This window comes from Victivallis lenta, from assembly GCF_009695545.1.
Taxonomy (GTDB): Bacteria; Verrucomicrobiota; Lentisphaeria; order Victivallales; family Victivallaceae; genus Victivallis; species Victivallis lenta.
Window position 1 is genome coordinate 42599 of the sequence record NZ_VUNS01000024.1, and the last position, 17781, is coordinate 60379.

17 protein-coding genes are annotated in these 17781 nt (G+C 54.3%); 11 read left to right on the plus strand and 6 right to left on the minus strand.

The window, feature by feature from the left end; all coding sequences use genetic code 11:
* The first annotated feature begins 38 nt into the window (after positions 1 to 38).
* From FYJ85_RS17605 to FYJ85_RS17615, 3 genes are read left to right on the plus strand one after another with little or no spacing between them, the layout of a single operon-like run.
* Positions 39 to 794, plus strand: a complete 756-nt coding sequence (locus tag FYJ85_RS17605; RefSeq protein ID WP_154419843.1) for a DUF4942 domain-containing protein — start codon at positions 39 to 41, stop codon at positions 792 to 794.
* Positions 794 to 1408: a hypothetical protein gene (locus FYJ85_RS17610; protein ID WP_154419844.1), complete on the plus strand. Its 615-nt coding sequence runs from the start codon at positions 794 to 796 to the stop codon at positions 1406 to 1408. Before FYJ85_RS17605 ends, FYJ85_RS17610 begins: the two co-directional genes overlap by 1 nt.
* Positions 1409 to 1437: 29 nt before the next feature.
* Positions 1438 to 6507, plus strand: a complete 5070-nt coding sequence (locus FYJ85_RS17615; RefSeq protein ID WP_154419846.1) for a DEAD/DEAH box helicase family protein — start codon at positions 1438 to 1440, stop codon at positions 6505 to 6507.
* Here the strand turns inward: FYJ85_RS17615 and FYJ85_RS17620 are convergent, their stop codons facing one another.
* Positions 6508 to 6885, minus strand: coding sequence for a type II toxin-antitoxin system VapC family toxin (locus FYJ85_RS17620; RefSeq protein ID WP_154419848.1), 378 nt, complete (start codon positions 6883 to 6885; stop codon positions 6508 to 6510).
* Positions 6885 to 7130 (minus strand): type II toxin-antitoxin system Phd/YefM family antitoxin, encoded by a 246-nt coding sequence (locus tag FYJ85_RS17625; protein WP_154419850.1) that lies wholly within the window; start codon positions 7128 to 7130, stop codon positions 6885 to 6887. The genes FYJ85_RS17620 and FYJ85_RS17625 overlap by 1 nt, the downstream gene beginning before the upstream one ends.
* 255 nt (positions 7131 to 7385) lie before the next feature.
* On the opposite strand from FYJ85_RS17625, the gene FYJ85_RS17630 reads away from it, so the two are divergent.
* The 8 genes from FYJ85_RS17630 (at position 7386) to FYJ85_RS17665 (ending at position 12567) form a co-directional block, all read left to right on the plus strand.
* Positions 7386 to 8918, plus strand: coding sequence for a ParB/RepB/Spo0J family partition protein (locus tag FYJ85_RS17630; protein WP_154419852.1), 1533 nt, complete (start codon positions 7386 to 7388; stop codon positions 8916 to 8918).
* A gap of 117 nt (positions 8919 to 9035) precedes the next feature.
* A complete protein-coding gene (locus FYJ85_RS17635; protein WP_154419854.1) occupies positions 9036 to 9236 on the plus strand; it encodes a hypothetical protein in 201 nt (66 codons plus the stop codon).
* Positions 9237 to 9245: 9 nt separating this feature from the next.
* Positions 9246 to 10097, plus strand: a complete 852-nt coding sequence (locus FYJ85_RS17640; protein WP_154419856.1) for an ArdC family protein — start codon at positions 9246 to 9248, stop codon at positions 10095 to 10097.
* A complete protein-coding gene (locus FYJ85_RS17645) occupies positions 10094 to 10597 on the plus strand; it encodes a hypothetical protein (RefSeq protein WP_154419858.1) in 504 nt (167 codons plus the stop codon). The genes FYJ85_RS17640 and FYJ85_RS17645 overlap by 4 nt, the downstream gene beginning before the upstream one ends.
* Before the next feature lies 1 nt (position 10598).
* Complete coding sequence (locus tag FYJ85_RS17650; RefSeq protein WP_154419862.1) at positions 10599 to 10766, plus strand: hypothetical protein; 168 nt, start codon at positions 10599 to 10601, stop codon at positions 10764 to 10766.
* A 4-nt stretch (positions 10767 to 10770) separates the two neighbouring features.
* A complete protein-coding gene (locus FYJ85_RS17655) occupies positions 10771 to 10956 on the plus strand; it encodes a hypothetical protein (protein ID WP_116886086.1) in 186 nt (61 codons plus the stop codon).
* Positions 10957 to 10979: 23 nt separating this feature from the next.
* Entirely contained in the window at positions 10980 to 11939 is a 960-nt protein-coding gene (locus FYJ85_RS17660; RefSeq protein WP_154419864.1) for a hypothetical protein, read from the plus strand.
* A gap of 127 nt (positions 11940 to 12066) precedes the next feature.
* On the plus strand, positions 12067 to 12567 hold the full coding sequence (locus FYJ85_RS17665) for a PH domain-containing protein (protein ID WP_154419866.1): 501 nt from the start codon (positions 12067 to 12069) through the stop codon (positions 12565 to 12567).
* Between the two features lie 70 nt (positions 12568 to 12637).
* On the opposite strand, the gene FYJ85_RS17670 is transcribed toward FYJ85_RS17665, so the two are convergent.
* From FYJ85_RS17670 to mobF, 4 genes are all read right to left on the minus strand, one after another.
* On the minus strand, positions 12638 to 13297 hold the full coding sequence (locus FYJ85_RS17670) for a helix-turn-helix domain-containing protein (RefSeq protein ID WP_154419868.1): 660 nt from the start codon (positions 13295 to 13297) through the stop codon (positions 12638 to 12640).
* Between the two features lie 11 nt (positions 13298 to 13308).
* On the minus strand, positions 13309 to 13704 hold the full coding sequence (locus FYJ85_RS17675; RefSeq protein ID WP_154419870.1) for a hypothetical protein: 396 nt from the start codon (positions 13702 to 13704) through the stop codon (positions 13309 to 13311).
* Positions 13705 to 13805: 101 nt separating this feature from the next.
* On the minus strand, positions 13806 to 14087 hold the full coding sequence (locus tag FYJ85_RS17680; RefSeq protein WP_154419872.1) for a hypothetical protein: 282 nt from the start codon (positions 14085 to 14087) through the stop codon (positions 13806 to 13808).
* Positions 14088 to 14109: 22 nt separating this feature from the next.
* Complete coding sequence (gene mobF, locus FYJ85_RS17685) at positions 14110 to 17613, minus strand: MobF family relaxase (protein WP_154419874.1); 3504 nt, start codon at positions 17611 to 17613, stop codon at positions 14110 to 14112.
* Positions 17614 to 17781 lie beyond the last annotated feature (168 nt).

A 17781-nucleotide genomic window follows, 5' to 3' on the forward strand; every position in this document is an offset into this window, starting at 1 on the left:
ATAATCCCCCGGCAACCGTAACCTGATTGGAGGATAGAATGAAAGAACTCACCACCGAACAGATCCAAATTGCCGCAGCCAATTATCGGCTGGCACGGCAACACATGACCAATGCCGTCGAAGAACTGCGGAAATTCGTGATCGCCATGACGAACGTCAATGACGGAAAAGTCACCGTTTTCAATCCGTTCGACGAACGCCGCGGCGGCCTGAACCTGAACAATCTTGATGACCGCGATCTTGCCGACTACCGGAGGCGGCTGGAAAAAGGCTGCTGGCGTTTGCTGCTCAATAACACAGGAATCATGGAAGCTGCCACCAGGGATGACCGTTGCAGTCTTGAGGAACAAATCAACAACGGTACTTTCGGAGCATTCACCGAGGAAAGTATCATCCATGTTTTGCAGGAGCTGAAAGAGACCGAAGGCAGCTTCGTGAAAAATGTGGTCCGGGAAGCATTCCGGTATTTCAGCCCGAATTATGCCAGAAAGGAGCCGATCCGGCAGAAAACCGTTTACTGTTGCGCCGCATACGGTTCCATCTCTTTTTCGAGCTGCTACACTCCGGCCTGGGAGCTGTTGGAAAAAGCCCTGCTTCTCTTGGACCGCAAACCGTTGCCGGCCTACAGCGACAGTCTCGTCTGCCGGATGAATGAGGCTGTACAACGCCATCAGCTGGAATTTGAGTGTCCGTATTTCCGGGCGAAATTTTATGAAAAATCCAAGACGGCCCATCTGACCTTTACCCGGATGGACTTGATCGACACCATCAACGAAATCGGGAGGGCAGCATAATGAGTTCGACTCTTCTTCGCAGCATGAAAGCCTATCAATGCCGGGGCGAGCGGGAGATGATCTATGCGTTGATCACCGATACCGCCGAAAGCAATCTGCACCCGATCTGCTACAATCACTGGCCGATCGCAGCCGGCCGCAAATATGAGGTGATGAAGACGATCTGCCAGATGGCCGCCGATGTATACGGAGGCATGCTCAAATGGCGCGGCCGCGACTGGGGACGGGATGGCTCCTGTTCCGAGTTCATGACCTATGGCGAGAATACGCTGAAACGCGCCGCCGAACTTTCCGGCCCGGTTCCGGATATCGACTGCTGCAATATTCTCTATTTCAAGGAGGATGATCCCTGCGCCGACATCTTCGGCAACTTTGAACAGATCGGCTATAAGGTTAAAAACTTTTTCAATGAAAAGGTGCTGGTAAAAGAACAGCCGACCGTACTCGACCTGGAAATGGCGTTCCGCATCCGGGACCACTACGAATCCTGTAAACGATATGCGCAGAAAAGCCAAACACTCGACATCGCCAAACTGCGCAAGAATCTTTATTCCACTTCCTACCTGTTTCCGGCACAATACCGCAATGCGTTCAAAGGCTGCGAAGCTGCCTGAGCATTGTCATTGGTCTAAAGGGATTTATCATGGAAGCACTGAATTTCGATCTGTTCGACCTTGAGGCGCCGGAAGAATCTCTGGCGCTGCCGTCGCTGGAGAGCCTGGGCTGGAAGCCTCGCTTCACATCACCCGCCGCACTGAAACCGATTGCGGACATTCCCCGCAGCAACTATCGGATCAGGCCGGAGGATGTGCTGTATCCGGCTGGGGCCAAACACAAAATCGCGGCCAACATCACCGCGATCCGGCTTCTGAAGGAGCTGGAACACTCCGGCCGCTCCCCATCGGATGACGAATGCCGGCAGTTGATTCAATACTCCGGTTGGGGCGGGATTCCGCAGGCGTTCGATCCCGACCGGCAGGAGTTCGCCCGGGAGTATGAGGAACTCAAAGCAGCACTGACCGTTCAGGAGTACGTTTCAGCCCGCGCCTCGACGTTGAACTCCCACTACACGCCGAAGTTTCTGATTGAATTTCTGTGGAAAATTGCGGAAAAGGCGGGGATCGCCGGAGGCGAGTTCGGGGAGTTCGGCGCCGGCGTCGGCCACTTTATCGGAATGATGCCGGAACAGATCCGCGGCCGCTTCACGGCGGTGGAAATCGACGACATCTCAGGGCGGATCATGCGGCAACTCTATCCGAATGAGCGAATCATCATCGACGATCTCGCCAAAACATTGATTAAACGCAATTCGCTGGATCTGGTCATCGGCAATGTTCCGTTCGATCAAGTCGGGCCGCACGATTCGGATTATGTCGGCTACAACCTGCACAATTACTGCATTGCGCGCGCACTGGACGCGCTGAAGCCGGGCGGGCTGGCGATTCTGCTGACCACCGCCTCCACGATGGATTCCAAGTCGGTCAATGCCAGAGGCAACTTCGCTTCGAGAGCTGTCTTGCTTGCCGCGATCCGCCTGCCGAATACCGCATTCGAAGAGGTTGGCACCGAAGTGGTCGCGGATATCCTGATATTGCAGAAGGGAGCGGAAAACAGGGAAAAATTCCTTGAACTCCAAGCGATTGAGACGCCGGATCACACCGGAATCATGCGGGTGAATGAATATTTTGCCACCCATCCGGAAATGGTTCTCGGAATTCCGTCCAATACCGGGAAGATGTACGGCAGGGGCGGCAGCGCCACCGTCCTGCCGTTCAGCCGGCCGCTGGCGGAACTTCTGACCGTGCCGGAGCTGGCAGTACAGCAGGTCGAACAGCCGGAGCCCGATCTCTTCGGAGACACCGGAGAACAAACCCTGGAAGTTGAACTGCCGTATCCCATGCGCGAATACACCCTGTTCCAGTTTGACAACCGCATCTGGCAGTGCCGCAACCACCGGGGAGTGCTGTTCACCGACAGAAACGGACGGGAGTTTTCCGGCAACGAATGGCGCAAGCTGGAACACTTCATTGATTTCAAGGAAACCTTGAATACCCTGCTGGCGCTTCAGCTCGATCCGCAGGCCGCCGCCATCGCCATCGAAGGGAAGCGGGCTCTGCTGAACCGTCAATACGACTACCATGTCAGGCAGTTCGGCCGCCTCAACAACCGGATCGTCCACCGCAATATGCAGGAGGACCCGGATTACCTGAAACTCGCCGCGACCGAAAACATCCGCAAAGTGGTGGAAACGACGCTTGACGGCATCAAAACGCATAAGCTGGTCTACGAAAAGGGAGACATCTATTTCAAGCGGACGCAGCACCCGTGGAAAGAACCGGATTCGGCAGAGGACATCGTGCAGGCGGGCCTGATCTCCCACGCCTACCGGCACCGGATCGACATGGAATACGTTGCGGAGCTGGTGAAGCTCGATCAGGCGGAAGCCCTGAAACTGCTGCTGGCCTCCGGCGAGTTTTTCGAGGAACCGGTCACGCGGGAAATCCAGCTCAAAAGCGAATACCTTTCGGGGAATGTCGTCCGGAAACTGCAGATCGCCCGCGAACTGGCTCCGCAGAACGTCCCGGCGCTGGAAGCGGTGCAGCCTAAGCCGCTGCGGATCGAGGAGATCGACTTCCAACTGGGCAGTTTCTGGATTCCGCCGGAGATCGTTCAAAACTGGCTCGAAACCTCATTCGAGACCAGATGCCGGGTATCCTATGCGAAAGCCGAGGACAAATGGTATGTGACGGCAGACTTCGCCGAGCGATACAGCGTGACGGAATTCCAGATCGCCGACTGGAACCTTTTCCGGCTGGTGGAAGCTGCTCTGAACCTGAAAGAACCGGCTGTGTACCGCAAAGAGTACGATGCGGACAATGAGGAAAAGCTGGTGCTCGACCAGGAGGCGACATTGACCGCCCGACGATACAAAAACGAGTTGAAGAACCGGTTCCGCAACTACGTCATGGACTCCCCCGAGGCCGCCGAACAACTGGAAAGTATCTACAACGCCATTTTCAACTCCCATGTGACGCGGCAGTACGAGTTGCCCGCCTTCGACGTTTATCCCGGAGCGGTCGACATCGTCAACGGCAGGAAATTCATCCTGCGGGAGTATCAGAAGCGGGCGGTCAGCCGCTGCATCGAAGGCAACGCCCTGCTGGCGCACTGCGTCGGAGCCGGTAAAACCGCCATCATGGTCACCGGAGCGATGGAACTGAAGCGGCTCCGGCTGGCGAGCAAAACGCTGATCGTGGTCCAGAATGCGACGCTGCGCCAGTTCGCCGAATTCGCCCCGAAGCTCTACCCCCACGCCCAAATCCTGATCGCCGACAAAAAGGATCTGGTCAGGGAGAAGCGGAAGCGGTTCATGTCCCGCATCGCGGTCGGCGACTGGGATATGGTGATTATGGCGCAATCCTCGTTCGATATGATCAAGGACGATCCCGACCTGGTGGCCCGGCATTATGAAGAGCAGATCGCCGAGCTTGAACAGATCATCGAAGAGAGCGAAGATCAGGCCACCATCAAGAATGTGGAGCGGCAGAAAAAGCGTCTGCTGAAGATGCTCGACAAGCTGAACGACAAAAAAGCCGAAGAGGATATCATCTATTTCTCGGACCTCGGCATCGACGCGCTGATGATCGATGAAGCGCACGCCTACAAACGCAACTTCTTCCCGACCAAGCTGCAGCGCATCCGGGGACTTGACCGCAGCGCCAGCCAGAGGGCGTTCTCATTGTGTCTGAAAATCCGCTATATCATGGAGAAAACCGGCGGCCGCAACATCTACTTTTCCACCGGAACGCCGGTCACCAATACCATTGCGGAACTCTGGAACATGATCCGGTACATCAGCCCCGCAACGCTGGAGGAGTTCGGCATCAGCACCTTCGACCGTTTCGCCTCGGTATTCTGCGGTGTGGAGGTGGCGCTGGAGCAGGATGCGGCGGGACGCTTCCGGATGATACAGCGCTTCGCCAAATACTGCAACGTGATCGAACTTTCGAAGATGTTCCGAAGTGTCGCCGACGTGATTCTGGAAGAGGATCTGGCCGGAGTGGAGCGTCCTCCGATCAAAGGGGGCCGTCCCGAACAGGTCAATATTCCGCGCAGCCCGGTGATTTCCAGATTCATGGACTACCTCTGCGACCTGTACGAATGGTATGAGGATCACCCGGACAAGCGGCTGCTTTCGCATATTCCGCTGCTGATCTACGGCATGAGCCGCAAGGTGACGATCGATCCGAGGCTGATCGATCCGCGTTTTCAGGATGACCCGGAATCCAAGCTGAATGTCTGCGTCCGCAATATTCTTGACAAATACCGGACCTATGAGTCCGTCAAAGGGGCGCAGGTGGTCTTTTGCGACCTTTACCGCAATGTCTGCAACGGCGTCGAGCTGTTCAATGCCTGGCAGGAGATCAAGCGCAAACTGGTCGCCAACGGCATCCCCGCCGATGAGATCGCCGTAATCGGCGATTACAACATCGACAAGCAGAAAGCCGACCTGTTCGAGCGGGTGAATTCGGGAGAGGTCCGCATAATCATCGGCTCGACCATGAAGCTCGGGACCGGCGTCAACATTCAGGAACGCCTCGCGGTCGAACACGACCTCGACTGTCCGTTCCGGCCTGCCGACGTAGAGCAGCGCAAGGGACGCATCGTTCGTCAGGGCAACATCCTCGAAGAGGTGGAGATCATCCGCTATGGAATCGAGCAGACGCTTGACGCCGGAATGTACGCGATCCTCGAACGCAAGCAGAAATTCATCAACGACGCGATGAAGGGCCGCAGTTCCCGCACCGTTCAGGAGATCAACGATGACTGCGCGCTGGACTACGCCAGCTTCTCGGCCGCGATTTCCGGCAATCCGAAACTCAGGCGCAAGGTCGTAATCGAAACCCGCCTCAAGGAGCTGGATGTACTGGAGTTCCAATACCGGCGGAATCTCCGCAGCCGGCAGGAGCAGCAGAAGGCGCTGGCCCGGCAGATCCCCGAGATGCAAAAAGAGATCCCGGAGCTGGAAAAATTCATTCAAGCCTATCCGGAGCTCCCGCTCGGAAGCCTTCCGATCTACTACGGCGACCGGGAACTGACCGGGACGCTGAAAAACAAAATGGAAGTGTTGGACCACATCCTGCGCGACGCTTTCAGAGCTGCCGCGAGGAATAGTTCGTTTGCGAATCCGGAGGGGATGCAGATCATGAAGCCGCTGACCATCGGCACGCTCAAATTCCAACTGGTCGCCAAGGGGTGCAGGGGGTGGCTCGATTATGACACCAAGCAGTCATGCGTGCAGTATCAGTTCGCCGGCCTGGAGTTGCCGAATCTCCCGGTGCAACTGCAGAAAGAAGCGGATGACGCCGAAAAACTGCTCAACGGCATCCGTAATCTCGTCGCGAACAAAGCCCGGGAACTGGAAAAAAGCCGTCAGGAACTGGCGGCGAAGATCGCCCGGCTCGCCAAGCTCCAGTCAACTCCGCCCGAAGAATTCGACGCGACCGGCGAACGCAGCGCCCTGTCGCTGGAGCTCGAACAGATCATCTACGAACTCAACAAAACCAGCGAAGGGATGCGCAAACGATATGAATCTGAAGAGGAACCGCTTCTCTCTGACTACTTTCCCATGCTCGGTAAAGTCAAAGCTCTCGGTAACGTCGAAATCATCGACGGCAGCGAGGAAGATGCGGCAGAGGAAGAGAGCGCATGACTACGGTCGAAATTCTTTCGCCGTCAATGAAGCGATTTCCTTATAATGTTTTTTATTGGCACTGCAAAGAGTTATTGTATGCTCACAGGCAGTCGCAAAAATCAAAGCATCAGCGAGTCCCATGCCGGATTTTAAACAGAATTCCTCCATGAAAACGGTCGCCCGAAGCGAGATGTTTTCATCAATCGGCACGGTTTGAAAGCCCAGCGAGGACAGAAAATCCTTGATCAGCTTTTGCTCGGCCTTATTTCGTGCTCCCTGAATCAGCTCCATGTATGTGACGGCGGAAATGAAACGGTCTTCCGCATCGTCAATCACTGCCGCCGCCTTCGGATTGCCGCGCAAGGCCCAGATCAACACATCGGTATCGAAGAGCATCAGAAACTCCTCGGCTTACGAAGTTCGCGAACATACGCGGAAACATCCTGCATATCTTCACGGTCGGCCCACATGCCGAATGCCGCAAGGTCGGTTGCTTTTATCTTCCTGGCCTGCTTTTCACCGGCAGGTACGATAACCGCCATCTTGCGACGGCGGCGAGTCAGCGTCACACGCTCATTGCGTTCGAGTGCCGACATGACTTTCTTCATATTTTTTCTCAGATCAAGGATACTTGCTTCCATTGCATACCTCCAAAGTGTACATGACAACTATACACTTTATTGATAAAAAATCAAGAGAATATTCTTCTCAAAGTTAATCTCTTCGACATTGGATATCTATGCAGCATCAAAAATATAAGATACAACCCTTTATCTATCATTCCTCCGGCGCAAAGCGCCGGGTGGTTGGTCTGCGAAGCGAGGAATTTCCCGGCCCTGTGAGGTGAGCCGGGAAATTCCCGACGGAATATCCTCAACGCGAAAGGAAAGCAGAACATGAACACGAAACTTCCCGTCAGTCGAATTCAGTGTGAACCGGACCGTACCTACAACAAAGCGGATGACATGCACCTGCGTGCGAGCATCAAAAGCCGGCTGGACAAAGGCCTGAAGCCGCTGCTGCAGCCGGTCGCGCTGAAGAAGCTGGAAAACAATCCCGATTACGATTATGCGGTGGACGACGGCCGCCGCCGTTTTCTGGCGCTGCTCGACTTCAAATTCACGGAACTCGAACTCGGTCAGGAGGCGATCCTGATTGACGGCGATTCGGAGATCAACGCCTATCTGGCGAACCAGCATACGAACCTCTCGCTGGCGGAAGAGATCGCCAAGCTCTATTCCATGCGGGAAAAATTCCCGACGCTGGACGGCCTCGCCGCGGAGATCGGCCACTCTCCGAGCTGGGTGGCGCGCCGGCTCAATCTGCTGAACCTTTCCGAACTCTGGAAGAAGGCGATGGAGGGCAAGACCTTCGGCTATATGACGGTTTCGCACTACGAAACGATCGCGACGTTTCCGCCGGAGATTCAGGATAATATTTTCGATTACATCCGCGGCGTCGAGGGCCGGGAGTTGAAAACCATGAGCGTACGCAAATTCAGCGAAACGCTGTATGACCGGTTCGCCACGCTGCTGTCGAGCCTGCCGTGGCCGGAAGAAGGGTGCGGCGAATGTCCGGCCTGCCGGGAACGCCGGGATTCCGGCTTTCTGTTCGCCAATCTGCTCCCCGAACCGCGCTGCATGAACCGGGAATATCTGGAAAAAAAGCGCAAGGAATATGTGGCCGGCCTTGCCGCACAGGAGCCGGAGACGGTTCTTGTATCGCAGAAGTACCACACTCAGGAAGAGGATGACCAAAAAGATGATGAAGATCCATTGGCGGGAAATCCGGTTCTCGGTCCCGGCGACTGGCGCGAAACCGACAAACCGGAGGAAGGTGTTCCGGCGATCATCGCGGACGGGCCGCGCGCGGGAACGAAAATCACGATCCAGCGCCCGAAAGCCTCTGAGGAAGCCGCTCCGAAAAAGAGCAAAACGCTGGCCGAGCGCAAGGAAGCGAAGATGCGCCAGCGCAAACGCAAGGCCATCGACATGCTGATGACCGCGATCAGGGATGGCAAAGCCGCGACTCCCTCCCGGACCGCGATTTACCTGATGATCGCCTGCAAAGGGACCAAGCCGGCCTGCGGCAGCCAGTTCGACTATAAAACGAAAAAGCATGTCAATGCAGCCGGCCTGCCGGACAAAATTCAAAGCTACTGCTCCCTCGATGCGCGGGAACTGACCGCCTCCGGACAGCTCGACGATCTGCTCTGGAACCGGGTCTGCGAAAATATCTTTTCCGAACTCACGTATGGGCAGAGCGGCCCCGAAGAACCGCGCTGGCAGGAAGCGGAGCTGATTGCTGGGCTGGTACAGTTCGATCTGGCCAAGGCGCTCGAAGAAACTACCGCCCTGTTGCCCGATCCGAAAGCCTGGGAGGCGTTGGCCAGAGCCGAGGCGAAACAGCCCGTGCCCCAAGCGGCCTGAGGATCGAATCCGGTGTTGATTTCACCTTGGAAACGCCGCTCCGCCGCCGAAAGGGCGGACGGGCGGGCGTTTCGTCAGTGAAAGGTGAAATCAACAACCAACCACAGGAGGTGCAGAATGGGTACGAAAATCAATGAAATGACCATGACGGAGATCGTGAACCGCGCGGTGGAGCTCGGCTTCCCGATGCGCAAAGCGAAGGGCGAAGTGTATTTCCACTGGAACAGCTCGCGCGAACTGGAAGCCTACCAGTTCGTTCTGGAACATGATCCGGAACTGGCGGATGAGGATGACGACTATCCGGACGACGCGGCGTGAGGTGAAGTCATGCAGGACATCTATCAGGAAATCACCGACCGGATGATTGCCGAACTCGAAAAGGGCAGGATTCCGTGGCATTGTCCATGGCGCCCGGCAGAGTGGCGTCACCGCAATCTGATCAGCGGGAAACCCTATCGCGGAATCAATGCGATTCTGCTGGCGATGAGTCCGTATGCTTCGCCGTTCTGGCTGACCATGCGGCAGCTCCGGAAACTCGGAGGCGAACTGCGTCCGAACGAGGAAGGTTCGGCTGTCGTATTCTGGAAATTGTTTGAAAAAGACGAGGACACCATATTGCCGGTATTGCGCTTTTATACCGTTTACAATCTCGAACAGACATATGGTATTCCGGCAAAGCACATTCCGCAGCTTCCGCCACGGGCAATCATCGAATTCAATCCGATCGAAGCCGCCGAGGAGATCATCGCTGGGTATGAGGATTGCCCGCCGATCATCCACGGCGGCAACAGCGCCAGCTACAGCCCGTCACTGGACCGGATCAGAATGCCCAACCGCGTCCAGTTTGAGAATGAGGAGGAATACTACAGCACCCTGTTTCATGAAGCCACGCATTCGACCGGACACAAATCTCGGCTGAACCGCCCCGGAATGGAACACATCAGTTTCGGCAGCGAAGTCTACTCCAAAGAGGAGCTGATCGCCGAAATGGGCGCCGCATTCCTTTGTACGCAGACCGGAATCGAACACGCCACAATCAAAAACTCCGCCGCCTACATCCAGAACTGGCTGGAACATCTGCGCAACGACAAAAAGCTGGTACTGCAGGCAGCACAGAAAGCTCAGAAAGCGGTGGATTACATTCTCAAGCCCGTTCAAACGCAGGAGAAAGCCGCATGAAAACTTTCCGAAACTGGACAGCAACGGCCATGTCATTGACTTCTTTCCTCAAACCGGGTGACGAGGTCGATCAGGAGATGGCCGACTACTTCATCAATGCAGTCCCGCCGAAAACCATGACCACCGACTTGATTCAGCTCGGAGAACCGCACGATCACTTCCGGGATCAAGACCGGAAATACCGTCCGGTCTTTGCCACGCTGAAGCGGCAGGGAGGAAAATGGTTCTATGCCGGGATATGTTTTTCCGGCCAGTCCGAGCCGGCCCGTCACCATCTTTTCGTAACGCTGGAATCCGAAGTGCCGGATTTCGGATTCAAATACTATCGGAGTCTATGCAATCCCAAGCTCCAATATTTGCGGGACCGGTTCGGATATTGGCATGGGCTGGATTCCACCGGCAAGCCGGACGGCCCGCTGAAGGCTGGAATCGTCGTTCATATCTGTAACGCTGGCGGGACACGGATTTCAGAAGAAACCACTCGGCAATGGGAAGTATGACATGGGACAAATTTATACTCTGACGGAGCACTGCCCGGAATGCGGCGGTAACGAAATTCAGGTCATCGACCGCATCCTGAACGAGGAAACCCGCGAATATGAAAACCGCTGTATCTGCTGGTCGTGCGGACACGACTGGCACGAAACAGAAGAGAACAAAGAGGGCTAATTCCATGTATGCAATCTGGAACATCAAAGCAAGTGATATCGCCGCCGAATTGAATCGGTGCGGGACTTATGAGGAACGGAAGATTATCTCCGCTGCCGAAAAACTCGGCTATACCTGTATCGAAGAAAACGGCGATATGCTTGAAGCCATAGACCCCAATGGAGACCGTACAATTATCGCTGAACAATAAATTACTCAAAAGGAAATATCACAATGAGTTATGGCTCTGCTTACAGCTCGCTGTTTGTCATTTGCAAAACAGTGAAGCAACGGGATGAACTGCTGGCTCGCTTTCAAAAAGAGAAACCGGGTCAGGGAGAGTTTATTGCTGAACTGCTTTCGGCAAGTTCGCCTCTGTATATCGACATCGATTTCCCCTCTGGTGAAGTATCACGCAATCTCGACAATTATCTTCTGGAACTTGATCGCTGGCTTTACGAGAATTTCAACCTCCGTCTGAAAGGCCACTGGCAGTTGGAGGTTGATGACGGCGATTTTCGATGTGAAATCGCGGAAGGAAAAATTTCCGATGCCGCTTTGAACTGGCTGAAAACCTATACGGTGGAACAGATCAATGACATCCGCAGATATGCCGAAAATATGTATCTGCCGGAATCCACATCTGTGTCTGATGATCCGGTGTTCATCTGCCCGAGCTGCAAGACGAGATCAGTCGAGATCGTAATGGTCGACTGCACCGTTTCGGAAGAAATCCATTATCAAAATGGCGAACTGGTTTATGGTTTTCCGAAAATCCATGACAGTCTGAACTCTCATTACCAATGCAGCAACTGCGGATGGCGGCTCCCCGTCACGCCCAATCCAGTTGACGATGGCGTCTTGGAAAAGTGGCTGCGGCAGCGACCGCAAACTCCGGATGCTTTTCCGGACTATGCAGAGGAGATGTTCAAGCTCATCCGGAAGACTGGGCATCAGGCGGTAAAATTCTGCAACTGGCGGTTGGACCTGAAAGTGAAACGGAGTATGCCGCCCTTCTTCCTGCCGGGACTCTGCCCGACAACCTATCCGGATGCCGATCCGTCGCTGGATGACGATCTGCGGATGATCTGCCGTGATTTCGTTCACCATGCTCTTGCCTCCGAATGCTGTCAGGAAGCACCGCTGGATAAAACCATCTACACAGCCTCTGACATCAACGAGCTGGAACCGTGAAAGTTTGCTCAAATTGCTGTGGTTCACAATGTATCCGGCTCCGGGCGGTTTTATCACCGCCCGTTTTTTCTGATGGGAGTTTTGTCCCCGCTGGAAGCGAGGGACAAAACTCGGAAAGGAAACTTAGATGAACAACAAAAATGAAAAAATCCTCTACCGCGTCAAAAGCAACCGTTTCCTCTTTGTCGCCAAAGCAGTCTGGAACATCATCTGGTTCAGCATTGGAACCACGATAAGCATCGGCCTTGGAACTCTGCTGCTCAGTGGAATTCTCGGCTTTCTCTGCAATGACAACAAACTGAATCTGCCGGTCGTTTATCTCGGAGCGATCCTGATTCCGTTGACGATCGCCGTCAGAATCCTCCACATCATCTTGCTTCGGAAGAATCAGTTTTACACGATCAGCACCCAAAGCATAACCAGCGAAGGCGGGGTACTGATCCGCTTCAACCACACCTTCCGCCGGAACCAGATTCAAAGCGTAAGTTACACGCAGACCCTGATCCAGCAGCTCCTCGGCTGCGGCAACATCGTGGTCAGCACCGCGGCTTCCAGCCGAGGCGGAATCATTCTGACCAATATCGATCACGTGCAGGAAATATATAAGGCGATCAGCTATAACCGGTAAGCAAAATATTGCCGTCCCAGATAACATGTTTTCCAAGCGAGACAAAGACAAATGGCGCCGCCATAACTTTCTAAATGAAAGCGTCAAGTTTCTTCTGTTCTTCGGCAGTCGGAACTGATTTTCCATGTTCCCAAGCTGAGATTTTTTTAACGGAAACGCCGAGAACTTCAGCAAGCTTGATCTGGGACAATCCTTTTGCTTTCCGACGACTGCGGAGTGTTTCCGGAATACCCGGCGTTGAGGCTGGTGAAACAATCTCCGGCTCCGAAGTCAGCAAAAACATACCCGGAACAGCCGGCGGTGGCATTTCCTGCCCCAGGCGCACGGTCAGATTGACGGAACCCGCTTCCGGCACCAATTGGAAATCTTCAATGGTAAACCGCAATTCAGGATATTGCCGATTTTTCCGATCAACAAGTTCGATAATCTCCTGGCGAATCATCCGCTGTTCATCCGGTGACAGCCGGGCCTGCTGGAACACGGAATCAATCCGCAACTGCCGACCGGTTACGGCAAGGTTCCAAGCCGTAATGCCCATTTTGAAAACAATCTCCCGGCCAACCAGATCACATTCCTGACTGTCATCGATATATTCCGGTAAAATCGGCAAACACAATTTGTAGAGAGCTTCTGCTGTCTGCTTCGATATGATTTCCCGGTCCAGAGCTTCCTGCCGCGCCTCCGCACGATATCTGGCCAGACGCTTGGCCGCTTTATTCTTCTTTCCCATAAAACTCCTCCTCAAAAGAAAAGTTTGACAAATTCTGCAGTCAGATTTGCTCCGGCACGTTTATCTGACGGAGTGGCTGAAACTGATGTAAAAAATGCGGAGTTATCACGACGCAGCTTATAATGTTTCCGGCCTTTGGTTACCCCAAATCCTAATTTTTCCAATGCTGCAATCTGGGATTCTTGTGCGTTCCAACCTTTCAAGACAGTGCAAGCCTCATTCCGCAGTGCGGCACGAACACCGATTTCGTGATTTACCGACAGAAGCGCTTCGCAGATCTCCCGCCGACGGCACTTGGTTTCTTCCGGAATATTCTTGACTTCTTTTCTGATCAGTTCTACCAGAAAATCATGAATTTCTCCTTCACAATATTCAGGAAGGAGTGGTTTTCGCAATAATTCCGCCATACTTCCTTCTCCAGTCTTTCCGTCACCCTTACAATTACCCGATAAACACAACAATATATCATTTTTTTCCCAGATTTACAACATTTTTACAATTCCATGAACTACTCTTCCTGTTGAAGCAGCCGGATTTTCAGCTTTGTCCCGTCGATTTTCCACACCCTTTCAACCTGTAGGTTCTCGAAGAGTTCCTGTAAGGATGTCGGGGAATCGATCTGGACTATGCCATGTTCACACTCGAATGAGAGCGACAGAAAATCCACGGTTGCCCGGATTCTGCTGATATTTTCCCAGCCGATCAGCAGATGTTCTTGCGACAGTACCAGCCACAGGCGCGGCAGGTGTGTCCCCGGCGCCAGCAAGCTCCAATATTTTTCCTGACTCATCGTTTATTCTCCCTTCGGTTGATTATAAATCCATTCCACGCCCGGAATCCTTTGGGATCTCCGGCGGCGCCGGAAAACGGGGCTGCGCCCGTTCCGGCGATCTGCTTTTAACGGCTTTCTCCTTCTTCGGTTTCGGCTTCGATTCCGGTTCCAACTCTTTCTGAGCAGCCTCGCGCTCATTGAGCTTGCGCTTTTCCTCTTCAACCCATGCATCGAACTCCTCCCAACCCCACGAATTGCGGGACCGTGCTGGAACGCCGACCTTTTCAAGTACCGGCTCCGATTCCAGCTTTTCCAGCTCCGAGGGGTTGTGTTTTTCTTCCGCATTCCATCTCTCCGAACTATGATGATCCTCCTGAGCGGCTGTTCTTTCAACTCCCGGCTCCGGATCATTCCCGCCATGCTTGCGCTTTTCCTCTTCGATCCATGCCTCGAACTCATCCCATCCCCATGAACTACGAGAACGGGCTGGAGCATTGTTTTTTCTCACCGCCGGCTTCGGCTCATCCGGAACGGCGTTTCCCTGACGAATCAGTTCTTTTATGACCGGTTCCGATTCAAGCGGCTTTGGAGGCTGGACCGCCGGAAATTCGACGGCGTGTTCCTTTTCAAGTTCAAGCAATGTCTTTTCCGTAACGATTCCGAAACCGTATCTGGCATTGCGACTGCGGCGGTCCGCCACTCTCCGACAATAACGCCTTACCCGGGCCGCCACTCCCTTCAGATATCTCCGCAACTTCCTCAGTCGCCCTTCCACAGACTTGTACTCTGTATCCGGCCGCTTCTCTGCCGCCAGCAGCCGAACCTCCTCCGGCAAAGGCCGCCGTTCCGGAACGCGGGGAATCTCCCCCTCATCGACCAGATCATGCACGCTCAGGCGGCATTTTTTATCTTTCAATAACTGTTCTTTCAGAAACTCTTTATCCGGACAGTGCAGCGCCATATTCAACCGCCCGCGACTCAGGGCCACATAGAAACTTTTCCGGTCTATCTCCTGCGCCGCCACAACCACCGTATCGGCGGTCCGCCCCTGTGACTTGTAGGAGGTTGTAACCCAGCCGGGACTGATCGCTGAGCAGTTCTCCGGAAAATCAACCAGTTCCCGGTCGGTTCCATCGGCGTTCAGCAGCATGATCTTTGCCGGATCATCAACGATCCGGGCGAGGTTGCCGTTATAGATTTTCCGGCTTTTCAGGTTGACGCCGAACTGGATCACATCCCCCGGGCAAAGTTCCATTTCCCGCAGTTCTCCCGCTTCGATATAACCCGCCGACCGCCGGAGGTGGATCGACTTGCCGCTGGTGAAATGCAGCATTCCGTCTGCGATCGATTCGACCACCGCATATTCGCCCGCCTCCGCGATATCCTTGAGGCTGCGCACAAAGGATACCGCCATGCCGGGGCGATAGTTCGCAGCCTCCGCCAGCATGGCTTTCTCCCACCGCCAACTGCGGAATACCGGCAGCATTCGTCCGGTTCGAGCAATCACTCCGGCCGTCTTCAGCCGTTCGCGGACGGCGGAGGTCAGGTTGTCGCACTCGTCATGTGTCGGCGCCACCAGAATCGCCCGTTCGGGAAAACGGCCGTTTTCCGTGAACTCCAGATAGCTCTCCGCCGCTTTCTTCAGGTAGTCGGATTTCCCTTCATGAATAAAACCGTTCTCCTCGAATGTATCGAAAGCCGCCTGAAAATAGCCGTCGGCACAATAGGCAATCCCGGCGCGGTAGTTCTCGGACTGCTGCCGACGGATCGTTCTCAGCTCGAAGCGTGCAATCCCGGAATGGTTTTCCAGCAGCCGGAAGAAGTCGCCGCTTTCAACGGAAGTATGCTGCCGGGCGTCGCCGACGAACAGCACCCGGTAGTCGTTCTCGTTGGCGAGCCGGATAATCTCCGCGCCTTCGCGCAGAGAATTCAGTCCGCTTTCATCGATGATCACGTAACTGCCCGCTTCCGGTTTCTTTTCCGAAAGCAAAAAGCTCGCGACGGTGCTTGAATACTGAAATCCTTCCCCTTTCAGCACCTCAACCGCGCTGTTGGTCGGCGCGATCAGGTAAATGCGTTCGAGGCCGCAGCTTTGAAGGCCCCGGCAAAGTTCCTGCAAAGTCGAGGTCTTGCCGGAACCGGCCACGCCCCGGAACAGGTTGAAACGATCCGGAGAGTTCAGCAGCCCATGAATGATCGCGGCCTGTTCCTGCCGGCTCTCTTCGCCCGGAAATGCTTCGAATTCCGGCGCGATGGGAGTAAGCAGATTACGCTGGCGTTCTACTGCTTCAATCGCGTAGAGTTCACGGTCGATTACCTCCTGCGGCGAATACCACGGATTCTCCTTCAGCCCTCCGAGGTTGCACAGCTCCGGTACGTGCGGAACGGCCTGTTTCAAAACCTCCAGCTCAACATGGCCGAGGTTCCGGTTCAGGACCTCACCGAGAATCTTGTCGAGCTTCAGAACGCTTTCGCGTTCGTATAACTGCGGCAGGGCTTCCCGGATCATCCGGACGCAGGTTTCGATATCATTTCCCGGCAGGCTGCCGGTGTGCCTCCCGGCTTCCCGGACCATCTCATTCAGTTCCCGGCGCTGTTCATCCGAAAGCTGCGAAAGCTGGAACTGCCGCACCTTCGCCCGGTCGGAAGTTTTCAGCTTGTTTTCGCGGGTCGTCATCGAAAGAAAATTATTCTCCGCGAACGTCGGTTTCCGGCCATGCTCCGCGATGAATTTCTGTTCTTCGGCCTCAATCTCACGGCGGCGTTTCGAGTAGAGTTCCATCACCTCCGCCGAAACGCCTTTCAGGTCGAACCAGACGATCCGGCCTTTCTCGTCGCGGTGGTCAACCGTTTCGTAACCGAGTTCCCGGCATTTCCGGGCCAGATGGTTGTGGTAGACCTTCCCGGCGTAGCGAATCGCCCGGCACATCTCCAGGGCCTCCAGGGCCTTATAATTGCCGTCGGCGTCCTGCGTCAGATTGACCACCACATTATGCGTATGGAGCTGCGGATCGAGCGCACGGCTGGTGTCGTGCGTGAACCGCGCATAAAGGAGTTTGCCGGTAAGCTCATAGTTCCGGGTTTTCACATTTTCGCCCGTCCGCACCCGGACCGCGGCCAGATCTTCCAGTTCGTGCATCGCCGCCTGAACCGCCTCCTCATGGGCCTGAAGCAGCCGGGAATCGAACAATGAAATGATCGATACCGACTTCGGAGCCGCACATTGAAAATCAAAGAACCGGACGCCTGATTTTACAGTCCGCTGCGTCAGTTTTTCCAGGGTTTTAGGATTGATGTTCCGTTGAAACAAGCTGAACTCCTCCGAACTGACCGCATCCCACAAATCGAACTCCAACGCCAACCGTCCACACCATCTTCCCTGTACTTTTTCATGCTCCGAATAATAATCATTCGAAGAAAGATGATTCATATAAAAAGAACGACCATCCCCACGAACAGCCTTAATCTTCGTCATATTGAACATAGCTCCAACACCTTCTTTCAAAAGAAAAAAATCCCTTTTGAAACTCAATGTAAAAGCCATAAATCAAGCTTACAATGACCAGACTCATCCTAAACCTGAACACCTGCCCAAGATGTACACTTTTCAAAGAGAAGAGAAAAAATAGGAAACGCAATACTCCTAACTGTGTTAGGCCGGCAGAAAAAAGCGTTAAATTGCGTTAACTGATTTAACGCTTTGAAAACAGGT